Below are 20,604 nucleotides of genomic sequence, written 5' to 3' on the forward strand. Positions count from 1 at the left end.
GAGCGGTGGCTCAGCCGGGGCCGCGTTCCTCACCCCCGCTCTCGGATGCGGGCAGCCGGGGTGCTGGGGCAGGATGTAGAAGTGCTATGGCCGGAAGTCGTCCGCCGCGCTGTCAAGGTCGGTTCAGACCGTGAGCTGGTCGGCGTGTACGCACGCCGCTCCGACCTTCCCCGTTCGCTGTTCCGCGAGTTGATCGACCAGGCCGGCACGCGGTTGTGGTTCGGCGGGTACACGAGTTACTTCGTGTGGCTTGAGGTGCCCAATGCCGCCGCCACGCTCGGCGCGAAGGCCCAGGTCGGTGCCGATGTGCGTTTCCTGCTCGGTGACCCGGGCAGCGCCGGCACCACGGCGCGGGAGCGTATCGAGGCAACGCCCCTCACGCTCGCGACCCGTATAGCCATGAGTCAGGCGGAGATCGCGAAGTCACCGGAACCCCTCGCTGTCCGGCTGTCAGACCGGCACATCGCCATGTCGGTCTGGGTCTTCGATGACGAGGCGATTGTGGCGACGCACATCGGCGCGGGGCTGGGGCAGGATTCGGTGACGATGCACCTGCAACGCCGGGAGGCCGGCGGCCCGTTCGATCGTTACGTGGAGCACTTCGAGTCACTATGGGCTGACGCGCGGGCGGCATAGCCCGGGGAGACCCGACGCAGCCATGGAACGGTCGGTGATGGCGCCGTCGACCCCGCCGCCACCGAGCAGGGACGAGTTCGCGGCGTTCACCATCGCGTCCAGCGGCGGCAGGCCGGACCCTTCGTCATCGCCATCACCGAGGACGGCGATGTGCGTACCTCGATGCCAGGCGGCCGGCAGATTGACCAATGAGACAGCCGCCCTCTGGTCCATCTGGGATACGCTCCGGTCGGTGGCTTTCCACGCGCCAGACCATCGACTTCCTTAGAAGGCAAGATCATGGCTGACCTGAGCGGCGCCGAATGGCGCACCAGCACCCGCAGCAGCTCCAACGGCGGCGACTGCGTCGAGGTCGCCGACAACCTGCCCGGCGTCGTCGCGGTGCGCGACTCGAAGAACCCGGATGGCGGCACGCTGCGGTTCGACCCCCAGGTGTGGCACGGGTTCATTGACCTGGTGAAGTCCACCAGCTGACCGCTACAACGCCAAAGCCCCCGGCGCTCCGGGGGCTTTTCGCTATGCCGAGGCGTCGGCGTCGAAAACCCGGCGCGCGGTGGAGTGGGTGTCGGCGCCGAAGAGCACCAGGCGGGCCTCGGTGACCGTGGCCGGCGTAGCCGCGCGCAGCACCGACAGCGCCTGGCGGACCGCATCCTCGACCGGCCAGCCGTAGATACCGGCGGAGATCAGCGGGAACGCCACGGTGGCCGCGCCCAACTCGTCGGCCACTCGGAGGCTGTTGGCGTAGCAGTCGCGCAGCAGCGCCGAGCGGTCCTCGGTGGCCGACCAGACCGGCCCGACGGTGTGGATCACCCAGCGGGCCGGCAGCTCCCCGGCCGTGGTCGACACCGCCTGGCCGGTCGGCAGGCCCCGGCCGTACCGGGAGGCCCGCAGCGCCCGGCACTCAGCCAGGATGGCGGGACCGCCGCGCCGGTGGATGGCTCCGTCCACCCCGCCGCCGCCGAGCAGGGACGAGTTCGCGGCGTTCACGATGGCGTCCACCCGCTGGGTGGTGATGTCCCCCTCGACCAGGGTGATCTCCATGTCAGCGCTCCTCGATCGGCTGGCCGAGCGAGCGGCGAGCCAGCAGGGTGGCACCGGCCACCGCCGCCGGCATGACCAGCACGGCGCCGAGCGGGATCAGGAAGCAGAGGAACACCGCCACCCCGAAGCCCAGCGCGGCGGGCCGGTCGGCCTTGAGGATCGACCGGCGCTGCGGTAGCCGCATGCCGCGGCGGTAGAACGGGGCGCCGACCAGCTCCACGGCGAGGAACCAGCCACCCACCGCTGCCCCGATCACCGGGACCACCGTCTGGCCGACCACCGGGATGAAGCCGGCGAGGAAGAGCGGGATGCCGACCAGCGCCGTGAGGGCCACCAGCCGTACGGAGTCGGCGAGGCTGCGGCGCAGCGACGACCAGAAGGCCACGTCCACCGAACCCGGCGTGCCGCCGTACCGTTCCTCCACCCGCTCGGAGATCTTCTCGTAGAACGGGTCGCCGATGACCAGGGTGACGGCGGTGAAGCTGACCACGGCGAGCAGGCCGCCGAGGCCCAGGAAGGCCAGCCCGGCGATCACCCGGAGCAGGTTGCGGGCGGTGGTCGACCAGTCGTCGGCGAACGGGGTGACCACGGCGGCGATGTCGTCCACGAAGTACACCAGGGTCGCGAACGCGCCCACGAAGAGCACACCGGAGATCAACGCCGGCACGATGCCGAGCAGCATCAGCTTCGGGCTGCGGACGTAGAGGCCGAGCCCACGCAGGAGCAGCCCGGCCCCCGCGAAGAAGCGTCCGACGGCCCCGGTGACCGGGTTGGCGATTCTGCTGGCGTCCACGATCGAGCAGCCTAGCGATCGGTGGGTACGGCCGCCGGGCGGTGCGTTGAGGCAGCGCGTCGACACGGATCCCCTCCTTGCGCATCAACCGGTTGGTGGATCGCCGGGGTCAGCCGCTGTCACGAAAGGTCATCAACGGCTGGTCGATCCGCGCCCGAGCAGCAACCGCCAGGCTGCTGGGGTACGGATGCAACGGCGGAAGGCGGCACGATGCCGGTCATCGAGGTGACCAACCTGCACAAGCGGTACGGCGACCTGGTGGCCGTGGCCGACGTGTCGTTCACGGTCGAGGCCGGGGAGATCTTCGGGGTCCTCGGCCCGAACGGTGCTGGCAAGACCACCACCGTGGAGTGTGTCGCCGGGCTCCGCGTCCCGGACGGGGGCGGGGTGTCGGTCCTCGGGCTCGACCCCCGCCGGGACGCGGCCCAGCTCCGCCAGCGGGTCGGCGTGCAGCTCCAGGAGAGCCAACTGCCGGACCAGCTGCGGGTCTCCGAGGCGCTGGAGCTGTACGCCTCGTTCTACCGCGACCCGGCTGACCCGGCGGACCTGATCGACAGGTTGGGTCTGGGTGACAAGCGGAACACCGCGTACAAGAAGCTCTCCGGCGGTCAGAAGCAGCGGCTGTCGATCGCGCTGGCGCTGGTCGGCAACCCGAGCGTCGCGATCCTGGACGAGCTGACGACCGGGCTCGACCCGCAGTCCCGGCGGGACACCTGGGCCCTCATCGAACAGATCCGGGACAGCGGCGTGACGATCGTGCTGGTCACCCACTTCATGGAGGAGGCCGAGCGGCTCTGCGACCGGGTCGCGGTGATCGACCGGGGACGGGTCGTCGCGCTGGACAGCCCGGCCGGCCTGGTGTCGACGGTGGTCCCGGAGCAGCGGATCCGGTTCCGGCCGTCCGCCCCGGTTGACGACCGGCTCCTCACCGATCTGCCCGAGGTGACCGCCATGCAGCGCACCGGCAGCCAGGTGGTGGTGACCGGCACCGGTGATGTGCTGCACGCGGTCACCTCGGTGCTCGCCCGCAACCAGATCATCGCCGCCGACCTGCGGCTGGAGCAGTCCACCCTCGACGACGCGTTCGTCGAGCTGACCGGGCACCGGCCCGCCGAGTGAGGGAGAGCGACATGCACGCCTTCGGGCAGATCCTCAAGATCGAGACGCGGCTCTTCCTGCGGGACTTCGGCTCGCCGCTGACGACTGTCGTGTTGCCACTCGCGCTGTTGCTGGTGTTCGGGCTGATCCCGGCGATGCGCGAGCCGGATCCGCAGTACGGCGACGTGTCCTTCGTCCAGTACTTCGCCCCCTCGTTGCTGGTGATCACGCTCGCCATGTCGGCGGTGAACATCCTGCCCACGGTGCTGGCCACCTACCGGGAACGTGGTGTGCTCCGCAGGCTTGCCACCACCCCGGCCAGCCCGGCCGCGCTGTTGGCCGCCCAACTGGTCATCTCGCTCGCCACCATCCTGGTCAGCGCCGTGCTGCTCATCGCGGTCGGTCGGTTGGCGTTCGACGTGCCGCTACCCCGGCGTCCGCTGGGCTTCACGCTGGCCCTCATCCTCGGTACGGCCGCCCTGCTGGCGCTGGGCCTGCTGGTGGCGGCGGTGGCGCGGACGACCAAGTCGGCGCAGGGGCTGGCCGTGCCGTTGTTCATGGCGGTCATGTTCTTCGGCGGCGTCTACGTGCCCCGGTTCCTCCTGCCGGACTTCCTGGTCCAGATCGGCGACTACACGCCACCCGGGGTGCAGGCGCTGCTCGACGCCTGGACCGGGACGTCGCCACACCCGCTGCACCTGGGGATAATGGCGGCGGTCGCGGTGGCCGCCGGTGCGATCGCCGCGAAACTCTTCCGCTGGGAGTGAGCGACAACTGATGACCAGCACCGCGGAACAGGTCGACCGGCTTGCCGTGTGGGAGGCGCGCGAGGCGAACGTCTACCGGGTTGCGCCCTTCCTCGGGCTGCTCGTCGGGACCGTGCTGGCACGCTTCGCGCCAGCCCCGGGCAGCCTGCCGTTCCCACCGACCCTGGCCGTTGCCGTGGGGGCCGGTTGCTGGGTCACCTGGTTCATCACTCTGCATCCGCAGTGGATCACCCGGCGTGCGCTGATGGCGGCCTACTACGTCGGGCTCCTCGCCTTCAGCGCCGTGCTGGTGCTGGCCAGCCCGTGGTATGGCTTCTTCGCCTGGGTCGGCTTCGTGCACGCGTTCCTCGTGCTTCCCGGCCGGTGGCGGTTCGCCGGGGTGGCTGTCACCGGCGTGCTGGTCGCCACCGCGCAGAGCGCGGGCCCACCCACCTCGGCGGGGCACTGGCTGCTCTGGTCGGTGCTGGTGCTGTTCAACGCCGGGGCGGCCGGCGCGGTGAGCTGGTTCGGCACCGTCACCGAGCGGCAGAACGCCAACCGCAAACTCCTGGTGGAGGAGCTGGCCGGGGCGAACCGGAAGCTCGCCGACACGGCCCGGGAGAACGTGGGGCTACACGCCCAACTGCTCACCCAGGCCAGGGAGGCCGGCGTGCTGGACGAGCGCCAGCGGATGGCCCGGGAGATCCACGACACTCTGGCCCAGGGGTTGACCGGCATCATCACCCAACTGGAGGCTGCCGAGCAGACCCGCGACCGCTCGGCCGACTGGCGTCGGCACGTGGACAACGCCCTCGCCCTGGCCCGGGAGAGCCTCACCGAGGCCCGTCGCTCGGTACGGGCGGTCCGCCCGGAACCGCTGGAGACGGCCCGCCTGCCGGACGCCCTCGCCGAGCTGGGAGGGCGCTGGTCGACCCTCAACGGGGTGGCCGCCGAGGTCGCCACCACCGGCACGCCTCGCCCGCTGCACCCGGAGGTCGAGGTGACCCTGCTGCGGGCCGCACAGGAGGCGCTGGCCAACGTGGCCCGGCATGCCGCCGCGTCGCGGGTCGGGCTGACCCTGTCGTACATGGAGGACATGGTCACCCTGGACGTCCGTGACGACGGGACGGGATTCGACGTCATCAACCAGCCGACGCCCCGGGAGCCGGGCGGCGGGTACGGGCTCACCGCCATGCGGCAACGGGTGACCCGGGTCGGCGGCGAGTTGGCCGTCGAGTCCGAGCCGGGCGTCGGCACCGCCATCTCGGCCTCCGTGCCCGCCCTCGCCGGGAGTGCCGGATGACCGGCCCGGTCCGGCTGCTGATCGTCGACGACCATCCGGTGGTGCGGGACGGACTGCGCGGCATGTTCACCGGCGATCCCGGGTTCGAGGTGGTCGGCGAGGCCGCGGACGGGGCCGAAGCGCTGGCCCTGGTCGCGACGCTGCGTCCCGACGTGGTGCTGATGGACCTGCGGATGCCCGGGATGGACGGGGTGACGGCCATCGGTCGGCTGGCCCGCGCCGGCAGCGCCTCCCGGGTACTGGTGCTCACCACCTACGACACGGACGCGGACGTGCTGCCGGCGATCGAGGCCGGCGCCACCGGCTACCTGCTCAAGGACGCGCCGCGCGAGGATCTGGTCCGGGCGGTACGGGCCGCCGCCCGCGGCGAGTCGGTGCTCTCGCCGAGCGTTGCCGGCCGGCTGATGGGCCGGCTGCGCGCCCCGGCCGAGGAACCGCTCAGCCAGCGCGAGCTGGAAGTGCTCACGCTGGTGGCCCGCGGTGCCTCGAACCGGGAGGCGGCGGCCCGGCTGTTCATCAGCGAAGCCACCGTCAAGACGCACCTGCTGCACGTGTACGCCAAGCTCGGGGTCAACGACCGAGCTGCGGCGGTGGCCACCGCGTACGACCGGGGGCTGCTGACGCCCGGCGGACGGTGAGTGGCACCGGGCAGGATGGGCGGGTGCGTGCCTCCCGACTGATCTCGCTGCTGTTGCTGTTGCAGGCACGCGGGTCGATGACCGCGGGCGAGCTGGCGCGCGAGCTGGAGGTCTCTGAGCGGACCGTCTACCGGGACGTGCTGGCGCTCTCCGCCGCCGGGGTGCCGGTCTACGCCGACCGGGGGCGGGCCGGCGGGTACCGGCTGCTCGGCGGCTACCGGACCAGGCTGACCGGGCTGACCAGGGACGAGGCGGAGGCGCTCTTCCTCGCCGGGCTGCCCGGGCCGGCCGGCGACATGGGGCTCGCCGACGCGGTCGCCGCCGCCGAGCTCAAGGTGCTCGCGGCGCTGCCGCCCGCGCTGCGGGACGCCCCGGCCCGCGCCGGACAGCGGTTCCACCTGGACGTGCCGGGCTGGTTCCGGGAGACCGGACCGCCGCCGTGGCTGACCGAGCTGGCCCGGGCGGTCTGGCGGGACCGGGTGGTCCAGTTGCGCTACCGGCGCGGCGATCGGGAGGTGACCCGCCGGGTGCAGCCGTACGGGCTGGTACTCAAGAGCGGGGTCTGGTACCTGGTCGGCCGCGTCGGTGCGGATGCCCGCACCTACCGGGTGGACCGGGTGACCGGGGTCGAGGTGGGCGAGGAGAGCTTCGAGCGGGACGAGGCTTTCGACCTGGCCGTGCACTGGCGCGAGCAGGCCGGGTCGTTCCTGCGGACCATGCTGCGGGCGGAGGTCACCGTCCGGCTCAGCCCGGCCGGCCTGCGCCAGCTCCGACATCTGGTGGACGCCCCCTTCGTGTACGACGAGGTGGTCGCCACCGCCGAGGGGCCCGACCGGCAGGGGTGGGTCGTGACGCGCCTGCCGGTCGAATCCGTCGGGGTGGCGTACCACCAACTGCTCGGGCTCGGCCCCGAGGTCGAGGTCCTCGATCCGCCCGAGCTGCGGGAGCTGTTCGCCGAGGCGGCCGACCGGCTCGGCGCGCTCTACCGGTAGCCGGTGACGTCCGCCGGCTTGCCGGCGTCGACCACCTCGACGATGTACCGGAAGGCCTCCGGTTGGCTGCCGTCGACATCGGTGAACCCGTACACCTTCGAGAGCGTGCCGGCGTCGACGGACATGCCGGTCCAGCGGGCCTTCTCGTCGTCCGCGGCGAGCGCGGCCACCGTGCGCCCGACGAAGGCCGGCGTCTCGGAGATGAGGAAGTGCGGGTCGGTGGCCGCTCCGTCGCGCCAGTTCTCCTCGGTCACGCCGAAGTGCTCCAGCATGGCCTCGGAGCGGATCCAGCCGGGGGTGAGCGCGACGGCGGTGCCGCCGTGCGGCTTCAACTCGTGCGCCTGGCTGAAGGCGAGGCGATTGACCGAGGTCTTGGCCAGGTCGTAGAAGACCGACAGCCGGTAGTTCTCGTCGTTGTACGCCTTGGTGCCGTCGCCGATCTCCACCACCAAGCCGCCGGGCTTGCGGATCAGCAACGGCAACGCGAAGTGGCTGGTGATGATGTGGGTGTCGACGGCCAGCCGCAGGGTGCGGAACCCGGCGTCGAGTGGCTGCTCCCAGACCGGCTTCTCCCAGGTGACCAGCGGGTCGCCGCCCCAGATGTCGTTGACCAGCACGTCGAGGCGGCCCTGTTCGGCTTCTATCCGGGCGACCAGGTCGCGGACCTGCTCGGGCACCAGGTGGTCGACCCGGACCGGGATGCCGACGCCGCCAGCGGCGGTGACCAACTCGGCGGTCTCCTCGATGGTCTCCGGCCGGTCCATCTCGGAACGGCCGGCGCGGCTGCTGCGGCCGGTGGCGTAAACGGTGGCACCGGCGGCGCCGAGCTGGACGGCGATCTGCCGCCCGGCACCCCGGGTAGCGCCGGCGACGAGCGCGATCTTTCCTGTCAGCGGTTGCGTCATGCCTGCGACGTTGTCAGGAATACCTGACAGCCGCCGTCCGAATTACCGGAAAGGTTGGTGAGCGGTGGGGCGGTCAGTCCACGAGCCGGACGCGGACCCGGCGGTTGGCCCGGCCCTTGCTCTCCACCTTGACCACCTGCACCTTGCCGATCTGGGCGGTGGAGGCGACGTGGGTGCCGCCGTCGGCCTGCACATCCAGCCCGACGATGTCGACGATCCGGACCTCCTGCTCGTCCGGCGGGATGAGGTTGGACTGAGTACGGATGATGTCCGGCAGGGACAGCGCCTCGGTGCGCGGCAGCACCCGGACGGCGACCGACCGATCGGCGGCGATCTCGGCGTTGACCAGCTCCTCGATCCGGCTCTTGAAGTCGGCCGGCACCTCGGGGAGGTTGAAGTCCATCCGGGCCTCGCCCGGCTCCATCGAGTTGCCGGTGACCAGCGCGCCGAAGTCGCGGAGCACCACCCCGCAGAGCACGTGCAGCCCGGAGTGGGTGCGCATCAGACGGGTGCGGCGCTCGTCCTCCACCGCGCCGACGACCTCGGTGCCGGCCGGCGGCAGCGGGTCACCCTCGGCGGGGATCAGGTACGGGTCGTCGCCCTTGCGGGTGCCGACGATCCGGGTCTGTACGCCCTGCCAGAGCAGCACGCCGTGGTCCGGCGGCTGCCCGCCGCCACCCGGGTAGAACGCCGAACGGTCGAGCACGACGCCCTGCTCCGGGTCGGCGTGCAGGACCGTGCAGGTCCACTCGCGCAGGGTCGGGTCGGCGAGGTCCAGTCGGTGAGTCCGACCATGCTGTGTGACGCCCATGGCAGGGCACGTTACTCGTTCAGGAAGCCGGAGATGCGCTCCCGCAGATCGGCGCGTTCCGTCCAGAGCACGCCCGGCCGGTCGTACACGTGCAGGGTGGCCTGGGGAAGCGCGCCGGCGAGCTGCTCGGCGACCTCGACCGGATGCAGGTCGTCACCCGCACAGCCGATCACCAGCGCCGGCGCGGTGACCGCTGACAGGACGCTGGCGTCGCGCAGCGGCGCCTGCTCCGGCAGGGTGGCCAGACCGTCGGCGAGCCCGTCGCGGAGCAGCTGGTCGAGCCGCTGCCGCAGGTACGACCAGCCGGCCGGAGTGTTACGGACCGCCGTCGGCAGCTCCAGCGAGACCACGTCGGCGACCGCCGAGGCGTCGCCGCTCTCGACCGCCTCCAGCAGGTCCGTGAAGCGTTCCCGGGCGACCGGGCCACGCGGCTGGTCGAGCACGGCCGGCAGGAAGAAGACGAGCTTCTCGAAGCGCTCCGGGCTCTCGGCCAGCAGCCGGCAGAGCGCCCCCGCGCCGAGGCTCGCCCCGAACGCCCGGCTGGCCCCGCCGAGATCGGCGATGGCGCGCAGGTCCCGGGCCAGGTCCAGGTAGTTCCACGGACCGGCCGGCGCGTCGGAGCGGCCGTGCCCACGGAACTGGAAAAACACCTTGCGGCCGGTCACCCCACTGCCGAACGGACGCGTGGTGGCGATGCCGTTGCCAAACCCGTGCGCGAACACGGTGACCGGATCACCGGTGCCGGTGACCAGCCGCTCCAGCCGTACGCCGTGCGGGGTGGTGACCAGCTCGGTCTCCGGCTCCGGCAGCGCCGGCCGACCGGTACGCGGCCCACCCGGGCCGGGCCCCCAGGTGCGGGGCCCGCCGTCCGGCGGGGGTGGCCAGCGGAAACCTCTCACCAGAACCCTTTGCCGTCACTCAGGTCGCGCAGGCCGACCCGGACGTCGAGCAGGTAGATGAGCGCGGCAGCGATGCCGATCAGTCCGAAGAGGCTGATCGGACCGAAGCCGAGCAGGGTCAGCACCAGGCAGACCGCCAGGATGGCGATCCAGCCACCCTTGGGCAGCGTCCCGATGGCGGGGAAGGCGTCGGAGCGCTGCGTGACGGCGTGCACCAGCGCGACACCCTGGATGATCAGCGCGAAGACGAGCAGGATCAGCTCGATCACGTAGCGGACTTCGAACGCGAAGATCGGCGCGGCGTTGGCCATGCCGGCAAGCTTATGTCGACGACCCCGGCTACGTCCGACAAGGACGCCGCCGGGGTCGTCGACACCACGAACTACTCGGCCGCCGGACGGGTCCGCTTGGTGGCCCGGGGCAGCTTCGCCGACGGGGTCGCGGCGGGCTTCGCGGCCTTCGGCGCCCGAGCGGCCTTCTTGACGGCGGCCGGCTTGGCCTCGGCGATCTCGGCCACGTCGGCCGGGGTCGGCACCTCGGCCGGGGCGGTGGCCTCGACCGGGGGCGCGGCCGGCGTCACGGCCTGGGTCGCCTCGATGTCGGCGTTGACCGTCTCGGCGGCCTCCAGCACGCCGACGCCGACGACACGCTCACCGCGGGCGACCAGTGCGCCGTACGCGGCGAACGCCCGCTCCTGTGCGGCCTGGGCACCGGCGACGACCACGGCGGCGTTGCGGGTCGCGGCGGCGCGCAGCCGGTCCAGGTCGGTGACCTCGCGCAGCTTGGCCAGGTCGGCGGACTCGCGGAGCTTGGCCAGATCCAGCTCGGCCTGCGCCCGGCCGCGCAGGGTCTCGGCGGTCTCGTTGGCGGTACGCAGCGTCTCGGTGGCCTTCTGGCGCAGCTCGAAGCCGGTCAGCACGGCCCGGCCGCCCAGGTCGGCGACGACCCGGGTGCCGAGGATGCCGACTGCGGCCGGCAACTTGCGCAGCTGCTCGAGGGCCAACTCCCCGGCGCCGGCGGCGGCGTAGATCGGGGCGGGGATGCGGTTGGTCTTCGGCTCGGTCATGAGGTCTCCTCCTCGGCCGCCTCGGCGGCCTTCCGGACCGCCGGACCGGCGGCCTTCTTCTCGGGGGTGCTGGTGCTGGTGCTGGTCGGGGCGGGTGCGGTGCCCGCCTCGGTGACGGCGACCGACTCGAGAACGGCCTCGGTCGGGGTGCCGCCCGCGGTGGTGGGGCCGGTGGCGGCCAGGTTGGCCACGTCGGCCGGCTGATCGGCGACATCGGTCGGGGTGGTCACCCCGGCCGCGCCGCCGGCGCTTTCCTCGCTGACGCCCTCGGCGGCGGCCTGGGCCTCGGCCAACCGGGTGTTCTCCCGGCGGAACGTCTCGTAGATCTGGCTCAGCGACTGCTTCTGGGCCATCGTCAGGTCGGTGTCCACCGCGATGGCGGCGAGCACGCCGTGGCCCTCCTTGTCGTCGAGCAGCCCGGCGCGCAGGTACATCGCGGGAGTGGAGACCCGCAGCGCGCTGGCCAACTGCTGGAGCACCTCGGCGCTGGGCTTGCGCAGGCCGCGCTCGATCTGGCTGAGGTACGGGTTGCTGACCCCAGCCTGCTCGGCGAGCTGCCGCAGCGAGATCTTGGCGTTGCGCCGCAGATCGCGGATGAACCCGCCGACGTCGGGGAGGTCCTTCGGTGTGGCCATGACAGCGACGCTAACCGCCCCTGCTAACTCCTGCAAGCAAAACGCTAGCCACAGTTAGCAAGGTCTCAGCATCCTGTTTGCGTGCGGCTCGTGCGATTCCGTACCGTCCGTTCGTGCACAAGATCACAGTCAATGGAGCAGTCATCGCGTACGACGAGGCCGGCACCGGTTCGCCCGTCGTGCTGCTGCACGCCGGCATCGCCGACCGGCGGATGTGGCGGAACCAGCTGCCCGCGCTCGCCGCCCGGCACCGGGTGATCGTCCCGGACCTGCGGGGTTATGGCGACTCCGAGCTGCCTCCGGCGCCGTTCGCCCACCACGACGACGTGGCCGGTCTGCTGGACGCACTCGACCTGCCCCGAGCCGCCCTGGTGGGCTGCTCCTTCGGCGGGTCGGTCGCCATCGACACCGCGCTGGCCCACCCGGACCGGGTGAGCGCGCTCGCGCTGTTCGACACGGCGGTCTCCGGGAACGAGTGGTCCGAGGAGGCCAACGACCTCTGGGACGACCTGGTCGGCGAGGTCGACCCCGACGACTTCGTCGCCGGGGCGGCCGGCGAGGTGCGGTTCTGGGTGGTCGGCCCGGGTCGCCAGCCGGCCGACGTCGACCCCGGGCTGGTCGCGTTCGCCCAGGAGATGGACCAGGGCGCGCTCGCCGCCGAGCTGGCGCTCGGCGCGGTGGAGGTGGGCGAGCTGACACCGCCGGCCATCGGCCGCCTCGGCGAGCTGCGGGTGCCCGTCCTGGTCACCGCCGGCGCCGCCGACGTGCCCGACATCAGCCGCCTCGCCGACCGGATCGCCGCCGAGGTGCCCGGCGCGGTACGGCTGCCCGACGTGCCGGACGCCGCGCACCTGCTGCCGCTGGAACGCCCCGAGCCGGTCAACGCCGCCCTGCTCGACTTCCTGAGCTGACCCACCCGGCTCCTCCCGCCGGCCCGGCGCCAGACCGGACCGGCGGGCCGGCGGTCACCAGAGCGGGCGGACCGCGCCGACCGGAACGCCGCCGCCGAAGAGCGGCACCTCGGCGTACTCCGCCAGCACCGGGGCGTCCACACCGAGCCGGCGCAGCGCGGAGGCCAGCACCGGCGTCCTGGCCCGATCGGCCCCATCGTCGATCTTCAGCGCGATGGCGCCGACGCCCGGCAGCCCCACCGCGATCACGCCCTCGGCGCCGACCTTGGCCAGCAGGCCCGGTACGCCGCGCATCAGCCTGGTGTCGTCGGCCCGGGTGCCGCCGACGATCTCCGGGTGGGCGCGCATGGCATCCGCGACCGCGCGCGGCACCGAGCCGCGCTCGGCGTCGACGAGCCGGAGGTACGCCCCGGCCAGGCCGGTCAGCGACACCGCGAGCACCGGAGCTCCACAACCGTCCACTCCCACCGCCGCCGCCTGCTCACCGGTGAACTCCTCGATGGCCGCCCGCAGCCGCTGCTGCAACGGGTGCTCCGGACGCCAGTAGCCGTCCAACGGCCACCCGGCCGCCTGGCAGGTCAGCAGCATGCCGCTGTGCTTGCCGGAGCAGTTCATCTGCACCCGGGTCGGGCCGCCCCCGGCGCGCAGCACGGCCTCGCGGGCCGCCGCTCCCACCGGCAGGTCGGGCGGGCAGTGCAGGGCCGAGGCGTCCAGCCCCGCCCGGTCCAGCAACGCGCCGACCCGAGCCAGGTGGAACTCCTCACCCGCGTGGCTGGCCGACACCAGCGCCAGGTCGGCCGGGTCGGTCAGCGGCAGGCCGGCGCGGAGCATCCCGACCGCCTGCAGCGGTTTGCTGGCCGAGCGGGGAAAGATCGGTGCGGTCACGTCCCCGGCGGCGGCAACCGGCACACCGGCGGCATCCAGCACCACCACCGAGCCGCGGTGCATGCCCTCGACGAACCCGGACCGGACCACCTCGGCGAGCGGCGCGCCGCCCTCGTACGTCTTTCCCACGTGCTGGACGGTACCGACGGTCCGAGGGTGCCCGTCGGCGGGGTGACCTGGTCGTCCACCTCCCGGGTGACAGGGGTGCCGGACAGGCTCGACCTTACAGCCCCAGCAGCTCGCGGGCCTCGGCGGTGGTCAGCGGGGGACGCTGGGCGAGCTGGGCGAAGCCGACCGCGCGAGCGACCAGTTGCATGTTGGACTCCACCGGGCGGCCCTTGGCGTACGTCACGGTGTCCTCCATGCCGACCCGCAGGTGCCCGCCGGTCGACAGCGAGGCCAGCATGACCGGGATGGTGCTGCGGCCGATGCCGGTGGCCGAGAAGGTGGTGCCCTCGGGCAGGTCCCGCAGCATCCGGTGCGCCGCCACCAACGTCTCGGTGGTGCCCGGCATGCCGCCCGGCACACCCATCACGAAATCGACGTGCACGTGCCCCCCGGCCGGCGGTCCGTACTTGCCGAGCAGCCGCTGCAACGCGGACAGGTGACCGAGGTCGAAGATCTCGTACTCCGGCACGATCCCGCGTTCCTGCATCCGGGTGTGCAGGTCGACGATGAACTCCCAGCGGTTGAGGAAGACGTCGTCGCCGAAGTTGACCGTGCCCATGGTGCACGAGGCCATGTCCGGCGCGGCGTCGAGCACGGCGAGCCGGGAGGCTTCCGGGTCGGTCACCGCGCCGCCGGAGGAGAGCTGCACGATCAGGTCGGTGTTCTCCCGCAGCGCCGCGACCGTCTCCCGCAGGCGCACCGGGTCGAGGGTCGGCCGCGCAGCGTCGTCGCGGATGTGGACGTGGATCACGGCGGCGCCGAGCGCCTCGCACTCCTTGGCGGTGCGCACCAGCTCGTCGAGGGTCACCGGCAGCGCCGGCACCTCCGCCTTGGCCGACTCCGCGCCGGTCGGGGCCACCGTGATCAACGTCCCTGTCGTCATGCCGGCGATCCTAGACGGCCCGGTCAGGACGGGTCGATCGCCAACCGTTAGGAAGGGCCCCTTCCTATACACCAGGCGTTAACAAGGTGCCCTTCCTTACAGGGGGTCGATTGCTGCGGCGGTCTCGTTGATCAGCAGGGTGGCGTTCTCCGGGACGTTCCGCTTCAGCACCGCGAGCGCGATCTGGCCCAGCTCGTGGTGCAGCACGGCGGTGCCGACGAAGCCCACGGCCCGCCCGTCGAGCGTCACCGGCGTGCCGGCGGTCGGCGGCTGGTCGGTGGTCACCCCGTCCAGGTGCAGCAGCACCAGGCGGCGCGGCGGCCGGCCCATGTTGTGCACCCGGGCCACCGTCTCCTGGCCCCGGTAGCAGCCCTTGTCCAGGTGCACCGCCGGGCCGATCAGGTCCACCTCCGCCGGGATGGTCCGGTGGTCGGTGTCCACCCCGACCCGGGGTCGCCGGGCGGCCACCCGGATCGCCTCGTACGCCCAGAGCCCCGCGACCGGCACGCCCGCGCCGCGCAGCTCCGCCACCACCTGGTCCATCGCCGACCGCGGCACCAGCAGATCCACCCCGAGCGGGCCGCGCCGGGCCCAGCCACCGGCCGGCAGCGGGCGTACGTCGTAGCGCACGGTCGCCCGGGGCGGCACGGCGCCGGCGGCGAACTTCGGGCCGGGCACCGCGACCAGGTCCGGTGCGGCCAGCCCGGTCACGCCGAGCGTGCCCAGCACGTCCGGCGCCGCCGGCCCGACCAGCGACAGCAGAGCCCGATCAGCGGTGGCGTCGCGCGGCTCGACCTTGCTGAAGAACCGCATCTTCTCCAGGTACGCCAGCAGGCCGGCGGTCGCGCCCGGCTCGGTGTCCAGCCAGGTGGTCTCGCCGTCCTCGGCGACCAGGGCGTGCTGCTCGACGTGCCCGTGCGGGGAGAGCACCAGCAGCTCGGTGCCCTCGCCGGCGGCCAGCGTCGCCAGGTGCTGCGAGGTGATCGTGTGCAGCCAACCGGCCCGTTCCTCCCCGGGCACCGCGACGACCCCCCGGTGCGACCGGTCGACCAGGCCGACCTCGGTGTCCAGGATGCGCTGCTCGCGCAGCGGGTCGCCGTAGTGCGCGGCCACCCCCCGCACGCCGGCCGCGGCGTGCGCCGGCTCCGGCTGGTCGCGGCTGGCCTCGTCGATGCTCTGGACGGCCACCGCTCCCGCGATGTCGATCATTTCTGGTCCCCGTTCTCGCAGCGTTCGCAGACGCCGAAGAGCGACACGTGCCCGATGTCCACCCGGAACCCCCGTTGCGCGGCCAACTGGTCGGCGAGCGGGCGGAGCAGCTCCGGATCGATCTCGTCGATCGCGCCGCACTCCCGGCAGACCAGGTGGACGTGTTGGTGCTCACCGGCCGCGTGGTAGGTCGGCGAGCCGTGCGAGAGATGGGTGTGGGTCACCAGGCCGAGCCGTTCCAGCAGCTCCAGCGTGCGATAGATGGTGGTGATGTTGACGCCGGCGGCGACCTCCCGGACGGCGGTGTGCACCTGCTCCGGGCTGGCGTGGCCCAGATCGAGCACCGCCTGGAGGACGAGCTGCCGCTGGGCCGTCAGCCGCAGCCCACGGGCCCGGAGCATTTCCGCGAGGGAGGATTCGGACACCGTCCGATCATAGTTCGGCAACCATGCCAACCTCCGCACGCCGACGAACCGCCGCTACGCTCGACGGTCATGGTGATGTCGTCCGTCGGGAAGGTCGCGGCCGATACGACCGCGCGGATCGCATTGCTCGGGCGCGGCCCCGTCCCGGCCGGCGAGCCCGTGCTCCGCGGCGACGACCTCGGCGTGCTCCGCGGCGACGGCCTCTTCGAGACCATGCATCTGCGCCAGGGCCGGCCGTGGTTGCGCGACGAGCACCTGGCCCGGCTGGCCACGGCGGCTGCCGCCGTCGAACTGCCACTGCCACCCGCCGCCGAGCTGATCGATCTGCTCGACACGGTGCGTGCGGGGTGGCCGGCGCAGGTGGAGGGAGCTCTGCGACTGGTCTGCACCCGCGGCCCGGAGGCCGGCGGACCACCGACCGTCTACGCCACGCTGACCGAGGTGCCGGCGTCGTCCCGCGCGGCCCGCCGGGACGGGATCAGGGTGGCGACCCTGCCGCTGGGGGTGCCCGCCGACGCGCGCAGCGGGCTGGACTGGCTGCCGGCCGGGATCAAGTCCACCTCGTACGCGGTCAACAGCGCCGCCCGCCGCTGGGCCCACCGGACCGGGGTGGACGACGTGCTCTGGACCTCTTCCGACGGGTATGCGCTGGAGGGCCCCACGGCCAACGTGGTGTGGCTCACCGGCGGCATGCTCTGCACCGTGCCCGCCGCCACCACCGGCATCCTGCCCGGGACGACCGCCGCCTGGCTGCTCGGCCACGCCGGCGAGCTGGGCCTGACCGCGGCCGAGCGGATGGTCACCCCGGCCGAGCTGCACGGGGCGGACGGCATCTGGTTCAGCTCGTCGGTGCGCGGGATCACCGAGGTCCGCACCCTGGACGGGGTCCGCCGCGACCGATCCCCGCGCACCCCCGACCTGCACACTCTGCTGGGCTTCCCCGTTGCCTGAGGGTCAGCCGCCGACCCGAACGAGCCGGGCGGAGAGGTGGGCGCTGAGCGGGTGCCCCAACGCGGCCATCTCCTGCGCGTAGAGCAGCGCGCCCTCGACGATGCCGAAGAGCCGGTGCCCGCCGGTGACCTCCTTGGCGGTCGGCGTCCGGACCACCGCGTCGGTGGCGAACTCGACCTGGGTGCCGGTGCGCTTGCCGAGGTGCAGCTCCATCACCCCGGACGGGGTGGTCAGGAGGGCCTCCAGCTCGTCGGTGGCCCGGCCGTCCACCAGCACCGGCCGCCACCAGCCGACCTCACGCCCGGCCGGGCGGACCGGCTGGCTCTGCTCGTCGAGGATCCAGGCCCGCGACTCGTAGTGCAGGAACGGCCGGCCGTCGTGGCTGATCCGGATCTCCTGCGCGTAGTCGAAGTCCTCGATCGTGGGGAAGCCGCCCTTGCCCCGGCCGCGCCACAGCCCGATGTAGGGCAGCAGGCCGTCCAGCGCGGGGTGCAGCTTCGGCCCGACCCGCAGGTCGTGACTCTCCTCGAACGGGTACGGGTCGACCGGCGGCGCGTTCAGCCACGGGGGCTGCAGCGGGTTCTCGTCGCTCACCAGTGTCACCAACGTCCTCTCGATATGCGTACGGCGAGGTAGACCAGGCCACCGGCGAGCCCGCCGAGGCCGGCGACCAGCAGGCTGACGAACCCGATCTCGGTAACCATCCCGACCATCCTATGCTGGGCCCCATGGCCCGCACTCTCGTCGTCAAGGCCACCGCTGGGGCGGACGCCCCGGAGCGGTGCGCACAGGCGTTCACGGTCGCCGCGACGGCGGTCGCGGCCGGGGTGGACGTGTCGCTCTGGCTGACCGGCGAGTCGACCTGGTTCGCGCTGCCCGGCCGCGCCCAGGAGTTCGAGCTGCCGCATTCGGCGCCGCTGGCCGAGCTGCTGCACGTCATCCTGACCAGTGGCCGGGTGACCGCCTGCACCCAGTGCGCGGCCCGCCGGGAGATCGGCCCGGACGACGTGCTGCCCGGCGTCCGGATCGCCGGTGCCGCGGTCTTCGTGGAGGAGTCCCTGGCCGAGGGAGCGCAGGCGCTGGTCTACTGACCGGCGGCACCGCTCCGCGGCCGGTCGGGGCGGAGTGCGGATACCGACCCGACATCTCGGGCGGCTGCCTACGATTCGGTTGTGACCGAGGTGACGGAGAGGTTCTTCGAATCACTGCCGGCGCGCGCCCCGGAGATCCTCGGTGGCCTGGCGGACGGGGCCCTTCAGATCGACCTCACCACCGGCGACAGGACCGAGCACTGGCTGGTCCGGATGCGGCCGGGTTCGGTCCACGTCAGCCGGCACCGCGGGCCGGCCGACGCCATCTGGTACAGCAGCATGGCCCTGTTCGACCGGCTGGTGACCGGCGAGGCCCAGGGGGTCGCGGCGGTGCTGCGCAACGAGAGCACGTTCAGCGGGAACGTGGTGCTCTTCCTGGCCTTCCGGCGGTTCTTCCCGGACCCGCCGGGCACCCGTGACCCGCGCGAGGTGGCCCGGGAAGAGGCCGGGCGGCAGGCGTGAAGGATCTGGTCAGCATCCTGGACGGCAACACCTTCCTGGTCAGCGACCGGACCGGAGACATCGAGCCGTCCTATGACTTCCCGACCGGGCTGTTCTCCTTCGACACCCGCTTCCTCTCCAACTGGGTGCTGACCCTGAACGGCGAGCGGCTGCACGCCCTCTCCATGGACGACGCCGAGTCGTACGGGACCCGGTTCTTCCTGGCCCCCGGTGAACCCACGCACTACCTGGACGCCAAGGCGTCGGTGATCCGCAACCGGGCGATCGTGGGCAGCTTCGAGGAACAGCTGACCGTGCTGAACCACGCCGGCGAGGAGGTCGAGTTCACCGTCCGGATCGAGATGGCGGCCGACTTCGCCGACCTGTTCGAGATCAAGAACGCCCGGCGGAAGCTCGGTCGGGCGACCGCCTCGACAGCCGACAACGAGCTGCGGCTGACGTACCGGCGGGAAGCGTTCCACCGCGAGACGGTGATCAGCTCGAGCGCGCCGGCAATGGTCGACGCCGCCGGGATGACCTTCCAGATCCGGGTACCGCGGAACAGCGAATGGAGCACCACCCTGCACGTGTCCACCATCGTCTACGGGGCGCAGGGGGAGGACATCCGCGCCACCCTGCCGTACGGCGGCAGCCGTAGCGCGGACGCCATCCGCGCCGAGCAGCAGGAGCTGATCGACCGCGCGCCGAAGCTCGGCTGCGACTGCGAGCCGTTGGCCGGGGCGTACCGGCGCAGCCTCAACGACCTGGCCGCGCTGCGATACGAGTCGATCGCCCTGGGCGTTCGGCTGCTCGCCGCCGGGCTGCCGTGGTTCATGACCCTGTTCGGCCGGGACAGCATCATCACCTCGTTGCAGGTGCTGCCGTTCCTGCCCGAGCTGATCCCGCCGACCATCATCATGCTGGCCGGCTTGCAGGGGCACCGGGTGGACGACTTCCGCGACGAGGAGCCGGGCAAGATCCTGCACGAGCTGCGATACGGGGAGACGGCCGGTTTCGAGGAGCAGCCACACTCGCCGTACTACGGGTCGGCCGACTCGACGCCGCTGTTCATCATCCTGCTCGACGAGTACGAGCGCTGGACCGGCGACGCCCAGCTGATCCGACGGTTGGAGCCGCAGGTGCGCGCGGGGCTGGAGTGGATCGACACCTACGGCGACCTGCTCGGCACCGGCTACGTCTGGTATCAGACCCGCAATCCCGAGACCGGCCTGGGGAACCAGTGCTGGAAGGATTCCTGGGAGGCCATCTCGTACGCCGACGGCCGGATGCCCGGCTTCCCCCGGGCCACCTGCGAGTTGCAGGGCTACGCGTACGACGCGAAGATCCGGGCCGCCCGGATGGCCCGGATGTTCTGGGGAGACCCGGCCTACGCCGACCGGCTGGAGCGGGAGGCGGCCACCCTCAAGCAGCGGTTCAACCACGACTTCTGGATCGCCGACCGCGAGTACTACGCGCTCGCCCTGGACGCCGACGGCCGGCAGGTCGACGCGCTGTCGTCGAACATCGGGCACCTGCTCTGGAGCGGCATCGTCGACGAGTCCCGGGCCGGCAAGGTGGTCGAGCACCTGCTCGGGCCGCGACTGTTCTCCGGCTGGGGGGTGCGGACCCTCGCCGAGGACCAGGGCCGGTACAACCCGATCGGCTACCACGTGGGCACGGTCTGGCCGTTCGACAACTCGATCATCGCCTGGGGGCTGTGGCGGTACGGCTTCCGGGACGAGGCCGGGCAGATCTGCGACGCGATGCTGGCCGCTTCCCGCTACTTCGGCGGGCGGCTGCCGGAGGCGTTCGCCGGCTACGCCCGTGACCTCACCGACTACCCGGTGGAGTACCCGACCGCGTGCATCCCGCAGGCCTGGTCGACCGGCACCCCGCTGCTGCTGCTGCGGGTGATGCTGGGGCTGGAGCCGCAGGGCGAGCACCTGATCATCGATCCGGCCGTGCCGCCGGGGATGGGCCGGATCGAGCTGCTGGACATTCCCGGCCGGTGGGGTCGGGTCGACGCGCTGGGCCGCAGTCGCGACCCGGAGGAGCCGCTGGGCGGCTGACCGGCGGA

26 protein-coding genes and 1 pseudogene are annotated in these 20,604 nt (G+C 72.4%); 12 read left to right on the forward strand and 15 right to left on the reverse strand.

The annotated features are described in order from the left end of the window. Nucleotides 1-60: 60 nt before the first annotated feature. Entirely contained in the window at nt 61-636 is a 576-nt protein-coding gene (locus KBX63_RS18770; protein WP_307871760.1) for an XRE family transcriptional regulator, read from the forward strand. Nucleotides 637-663: 27 nt separating this feature from the next. Here the strand turns inward: KBX63_RS18770 and KBX63_RS36755 are convergent. Continuing rightward, nucleotides 664-729, reverse strand: a pseudogene (locus KBX63_RS36755) (macro domain-containing protein); the annotation flags it as partial. A gap of 186 nt (nt 730-915) precedes the next feature. Here KBX63_RS36755 and KBX63_RS18775 point away from each other — a divergent pair. Then, the gene (locus KBX63_RS18775) at nt 916-1,110 is read left to right on the forward strand and encodes a DUF397 domain-containing protein (RefSeq protein ID WP_210912525.1); all 195 of its coding nucleotides are present in this window, start codon (nt 916-918) and stop codon (nt 1,108-1,110) included. A 42-nt stretch (nt 1,111-1,152) separates the two neighbouring features. On the opposite strand, the gene KBX63_RS18780 is transcribed toward KBX63_RS18775, so the two are convergent. Further along, nucleotides 1,153-1,677: an O-acetyl-ADP-ribose deacetylase gene (locus KBX63_RS18780; RefSeq protein ID WP_210912526.1), complete on the reverse strand. Its 525-nt coding sequence runs from the start codon at nt 1,675-1,677 to the stop codon at nt 1,153-1,155. A 1-nt stretch (nt 1,678) separates the two neighbouring features. Next, nucleotides 1,679-2,470: an EI24 domain-containing protein gene (locus tag KBX63_RS18785; RefSeq protein WP_210912527.1), complete on the reverse strand. Its 792-nt coding sequence runs from the start codon at nt 2,468-2,470 to the stop codon at nt 1,679-1,681. A gap of 210 nt (nt 2,471-2,680) precedes the next feature. Here KBX63_RS18785 and KBX63_RS18790 point away from each other — a divergent pair, with 210 nt between their 5' ends. The 5 genes from KBX63_RS18790 to KBX63_RS18810 are packed head-to-tail and all read left to right on the forward strand — an operon-like array spanning nt 2,681 to nt 7,247. Continuing rightward, nucleotides 2,681-3,589, forward strand: coding sequence for an ABC transporter ATP-binding protein (locus KBX63_RS18790; protein WP_210912528.1), 909 nt, complete (start codon nt 2,681-2,683; stop codon nt 3,587-3,589). An 11-nt stretch (nt 3,590-3,600) separates the two neighbouring features. Continuing rightward, nucleotides 3,601-4,335 (forward strand): ABC transporter permease, encoded by a 735-nt coding sequence (locus tag KBX63_RS18795; RefSeq protein WP_210912529.1) that lies wholly within the window; start codon nt 3,601-3,603, stop codon nt 4,333-4,335. Between the two features lie 10 nt (nt 4,336-4,345). Further along, the gene (locus tag KBX63_RS18800; protein ID WP_210912530.1) at nt 4,346-5,617 is read left to right on the forward strand and encodes a sensor histidine kinase; all 1,272 of its coding nucleotides are present in this window, start codon (nt 4,346-4,348) and stop codon (nt 5,615-5,617) included. Continuing rightward, the gene (locus KBX63_RS18805; protein ID WP_210912531.1) at nt 5,614-6,255 is read left to right on the forward strand and encodes a response regulator transcription factor; all 642 of its coding nucleotides are present in this window, start codon (nt 5,614-5,616) and stop codon (nt 6,253-6,255) included. Before KBX63_RS18800 ends, KBX63_RS18805 begins: the two co-directional genes overlap by 4 nt. Nucleotides 6,256-6,278: 23 nt before the next feature. Then, nucleotides 6,279-7,247 carry a YafY family protein gene (locus KBX63_RS18810; RefSeq protein ID WP_210912532.1) on the forward strand — a complete coding sequence of 323 codons (969 nt, stop codon included), beginning with the start codon at nt 6,279-6,281 and terminating at the stop codon, nt 7,245-7,247. Here KBX63_RS18810 and KBX63_RS18815 read toward each other — a convergent pair. The 6 genes from KBX63_RS18815 to KBX63_RS18840 form a co-directional block, all read right to left on the reverse strand. Continuing rightward, a complete protein-coding gene (locus KBX63_RS18815) occupies nt 7,238-8,152 on the reverse strand; it encodes an SDR family oxidoreductase (protein ID WP_210912533.1) in 915 nt (304 codons plus the stop codon). The two genes, KBX63_RS18810 and KBX63_RS18815, sit on opposite strands and share 10 nt — an antisense overlap. 73 nt (nt 8,153-8,225) lie before the next feature. Then, nucleotides 8,226-8,963: an alanyl-tRNA editing protein gene (locus KBX63_RS18820; RefSeq protein ID WP_210912534.1), complete on the reverse strand. Its 738-nt coding sequence runs from the start codon at nt 8,961-8,963 to the stop codon at nt 8,226-8,228. An 11-nt stretch (nt 8,964-8,974) separates the two neighbouring features. Continuing rightward, on the reverse strand, nt 8,975-9,862 hold the full coding sequence (locus KBX63_RS18825; RefSeq protein WP_210912535.1) for an alpha/beta fold hydrolase: 888 nt from the start codon (nt 9,860-9,862) through the stop codon (nt 8,975-8,977). Then, nucleotides 9,859-10,173, reverse strand: a complete 315-nt coding sequence (locus KBX63_RS18830) for a DUF2516 family protein (RefSeq protein ID WP_030327754.1) — start codon at nt 10,171-10,173, stop codon at nt 9,859-9,861. The genes KBX63_RS18825 and KBX63_RS18830 overlap by 4 nt, the downstream gene beginning before the upstream one ends. A gap of 71 nt (nt 10,174-10,244) precedes the next feature. Next, nucleotides 10,245-10,928: a hypothetical protein gene (locus tag KBX63_RS18835; RefSeq protein ID WP_210912536.1), complete on the reverse strand. Its 684-nt coding sequence runs from the start codon at nt 10,926-10,928 to the stop codon at nt 10,245-10,247. Continuing rightward, nucleotides 10,925-11,563, reverse strand: a complete 639-nt coding sequence (locus tag KBX63_RS18840) for a helix-turn-helix transcriptional regulator (RefSeq protein ID WP_210912537.1) — start codon at nt 11,561-11,563, stop codon at nt 10,925-10,927. The genes KBX63_RS18835 and KBX63_RS18840 overlap by 4 nt, the downstream gene beginning before the upstream one ends. 113 nt (nt 11,564-11,676) lie before the next feature. On the opposite strand from KBX63_RS18840, the gene KBX63_RS18845 reads away from it, so the two are divergent. Continuing rightward, nucleotides 11,677-12,474, forward strand: coding sequence for an alpha/beta fold hydrolase (locus tag KBX63_RS18845; RefSeq protein WP_210912538.1), 798 nt, complete (start codon nt 11,677-11,679; stop codon nt 12,472-12,474). 54 nt (nt 12,475-12,528) lie between these two features. Here the strand turns inward: KBX63_RS18845 and KBX63_RS18850 are convergent, their stop codons facing one another. From KBX63_RS18850 to KBX63_RS18865, 4 genes are all read right to left on the reverse strand, one after another. Next, a complete protein-coding gene (locus KBX63_RS18850) occupies nt 12,529-13,488 on the reverse strand; it encodes an asparaginase (protein ID WP_210912539.1) in 960 nt (319 codons plus the stop codon). Between the two features lie 94 nt (nt 13,489-13,582). After that, on the reverse strand, nt 13,583-14,410 hold the full coding sequence (locus tag KBX63_RS18855; protein ID WP_210912540.1) for a 3-keto-5-aminohexanoate cleavage protein: 828 nt from the start codon (nt 14,408-14,410) through the stop codon (nt 13,583-13,585). Between the two features lie 96 nt (nt 14,411-14,506). Continuing rightward, the gene (locus tag KBX63_RS18860) at nt 14,507-15,619 is read right to left on the reverse strand and encodes a folate-binding protein YgfZ (protein WP_210912541.1); all 1,113 of its coding nucleotides are present in this window, start codon (nt 15,617-15,619) and stop codon (nt 14,507-14,509) included. Continuing rightward, a complete protein-coding gene (locus KBX63_RS18865) occupies nt 15,616-16,044 on the reverse strand; it encodes a Fur family transcriptional regulator (protein WP_121653550.1) in 429 nt (142 codons plus the stop codon). Before KBX63_RS18865 ends, KBX63_RS18860 begins: the two co-directional genes overlap by 4 nt. A 75-nt stretch (nt 16,045-16,119) precedes the next feature. Here KBX63_RS18865 and KBX63_RS18870 point away from each other — a divergent pair, with 75 nt between their 5' ends. Then, nucleotides 16,120-16,995 (forward strand): aminotransferase class IV, encoded by an 876-nt coding sequence (locus KBX63_RS18870; protein ID WP_210912586.1) that lies wholly within the window; start codon nt 16,120-16,122, stop codon nt 16,993-16,995. 3 nt (nt 16,996-16,998) lie between these two features. Here KBX63_RS18870 and KBX63_RS18875 read toward each other — a convergent pair whose 3' ends face one another. Continuing rightward, a complete protein-coding gene (locus tag KBX63_RS18875; protein WP_210912542.1) occupies nt 16,999-17,589 on the reverse strand; it encodes an FABP family protein in 591 nt (196 codons plus the stop codon). Nucleotides 17,590-17,594: 5 nt separating this feature from the next. After that, complete coding sequence (mtfM, locus tag KBX63_RS36260) at nt 17,595-17,699, reverse strand: small membrane protein MtfM (protein ID WP_030327764.1); 105 nt, start codon at nt 17,697-17,699, stop codon at nt 17,595-17,597. A 12-nt stretch (nt 17,700-17,711) separates the two neighbouring features. On the opposite strand from mtfM, the gene KBX63_RS18880 reads away from it, so the two are divergent. The 3 genes from KBX63_RS18880 (at nt 17,712) to KBX63_RS18890 (ending at nt 20,596) form a co-directional block, all read left to right on the forward strand. Beyond that, on the forward strand, nt 17,712-18,086 hold the full coding sequence (locus tag KBX63_RS18880; protein WP_074314889.1) for a DsrE family protein: 375 nt from the start codon (nt 17,712-17,714) through the stop codon (nt 18,084-18,086). An 81-nt stretch (nt 18,087-18,167) separates the two neighbouring features. Beyond that, on the forward strand, nt 18,168-18,548 hold the full coding sequence (locus KBX63_RS18885; RefSeq protein WP_210912543.1) for an SCP2 sterol-binding domain-containing protein: 381 nt from the start codon (nt 18,168-18,170) through the stop codon (nt 18,546-18,548). Further along, the gene (locus KBX63_RS18890) at nt 18,545-20,596 is read left to right on the forward strand and encodes an amylo-alpha-1,6-glucosidase (protein WP_210912544.1); all 2,052 of its coding nucleotides are present in this window, start codon (nt 18,545-18,547) and stop codon (nt 20,594-20,596) included. Before KBX63_RS18885 ends, KBX63_RS18890 begins: the two co-directional genes overlap by 4 nt. The last annotated feature ends 8 nt before the right edge of the window (nt 20,597-20,604 follow it).

Origin of the sequence: Micromonospora sp. U21 (assembly GCF_018070045.1) — a bacterium.
Classification (GTDB): Bacteria; Actinomycetota; Actinomycetes; order Mycobacteriales; family Micromonosporaceae; genus Micromonospora.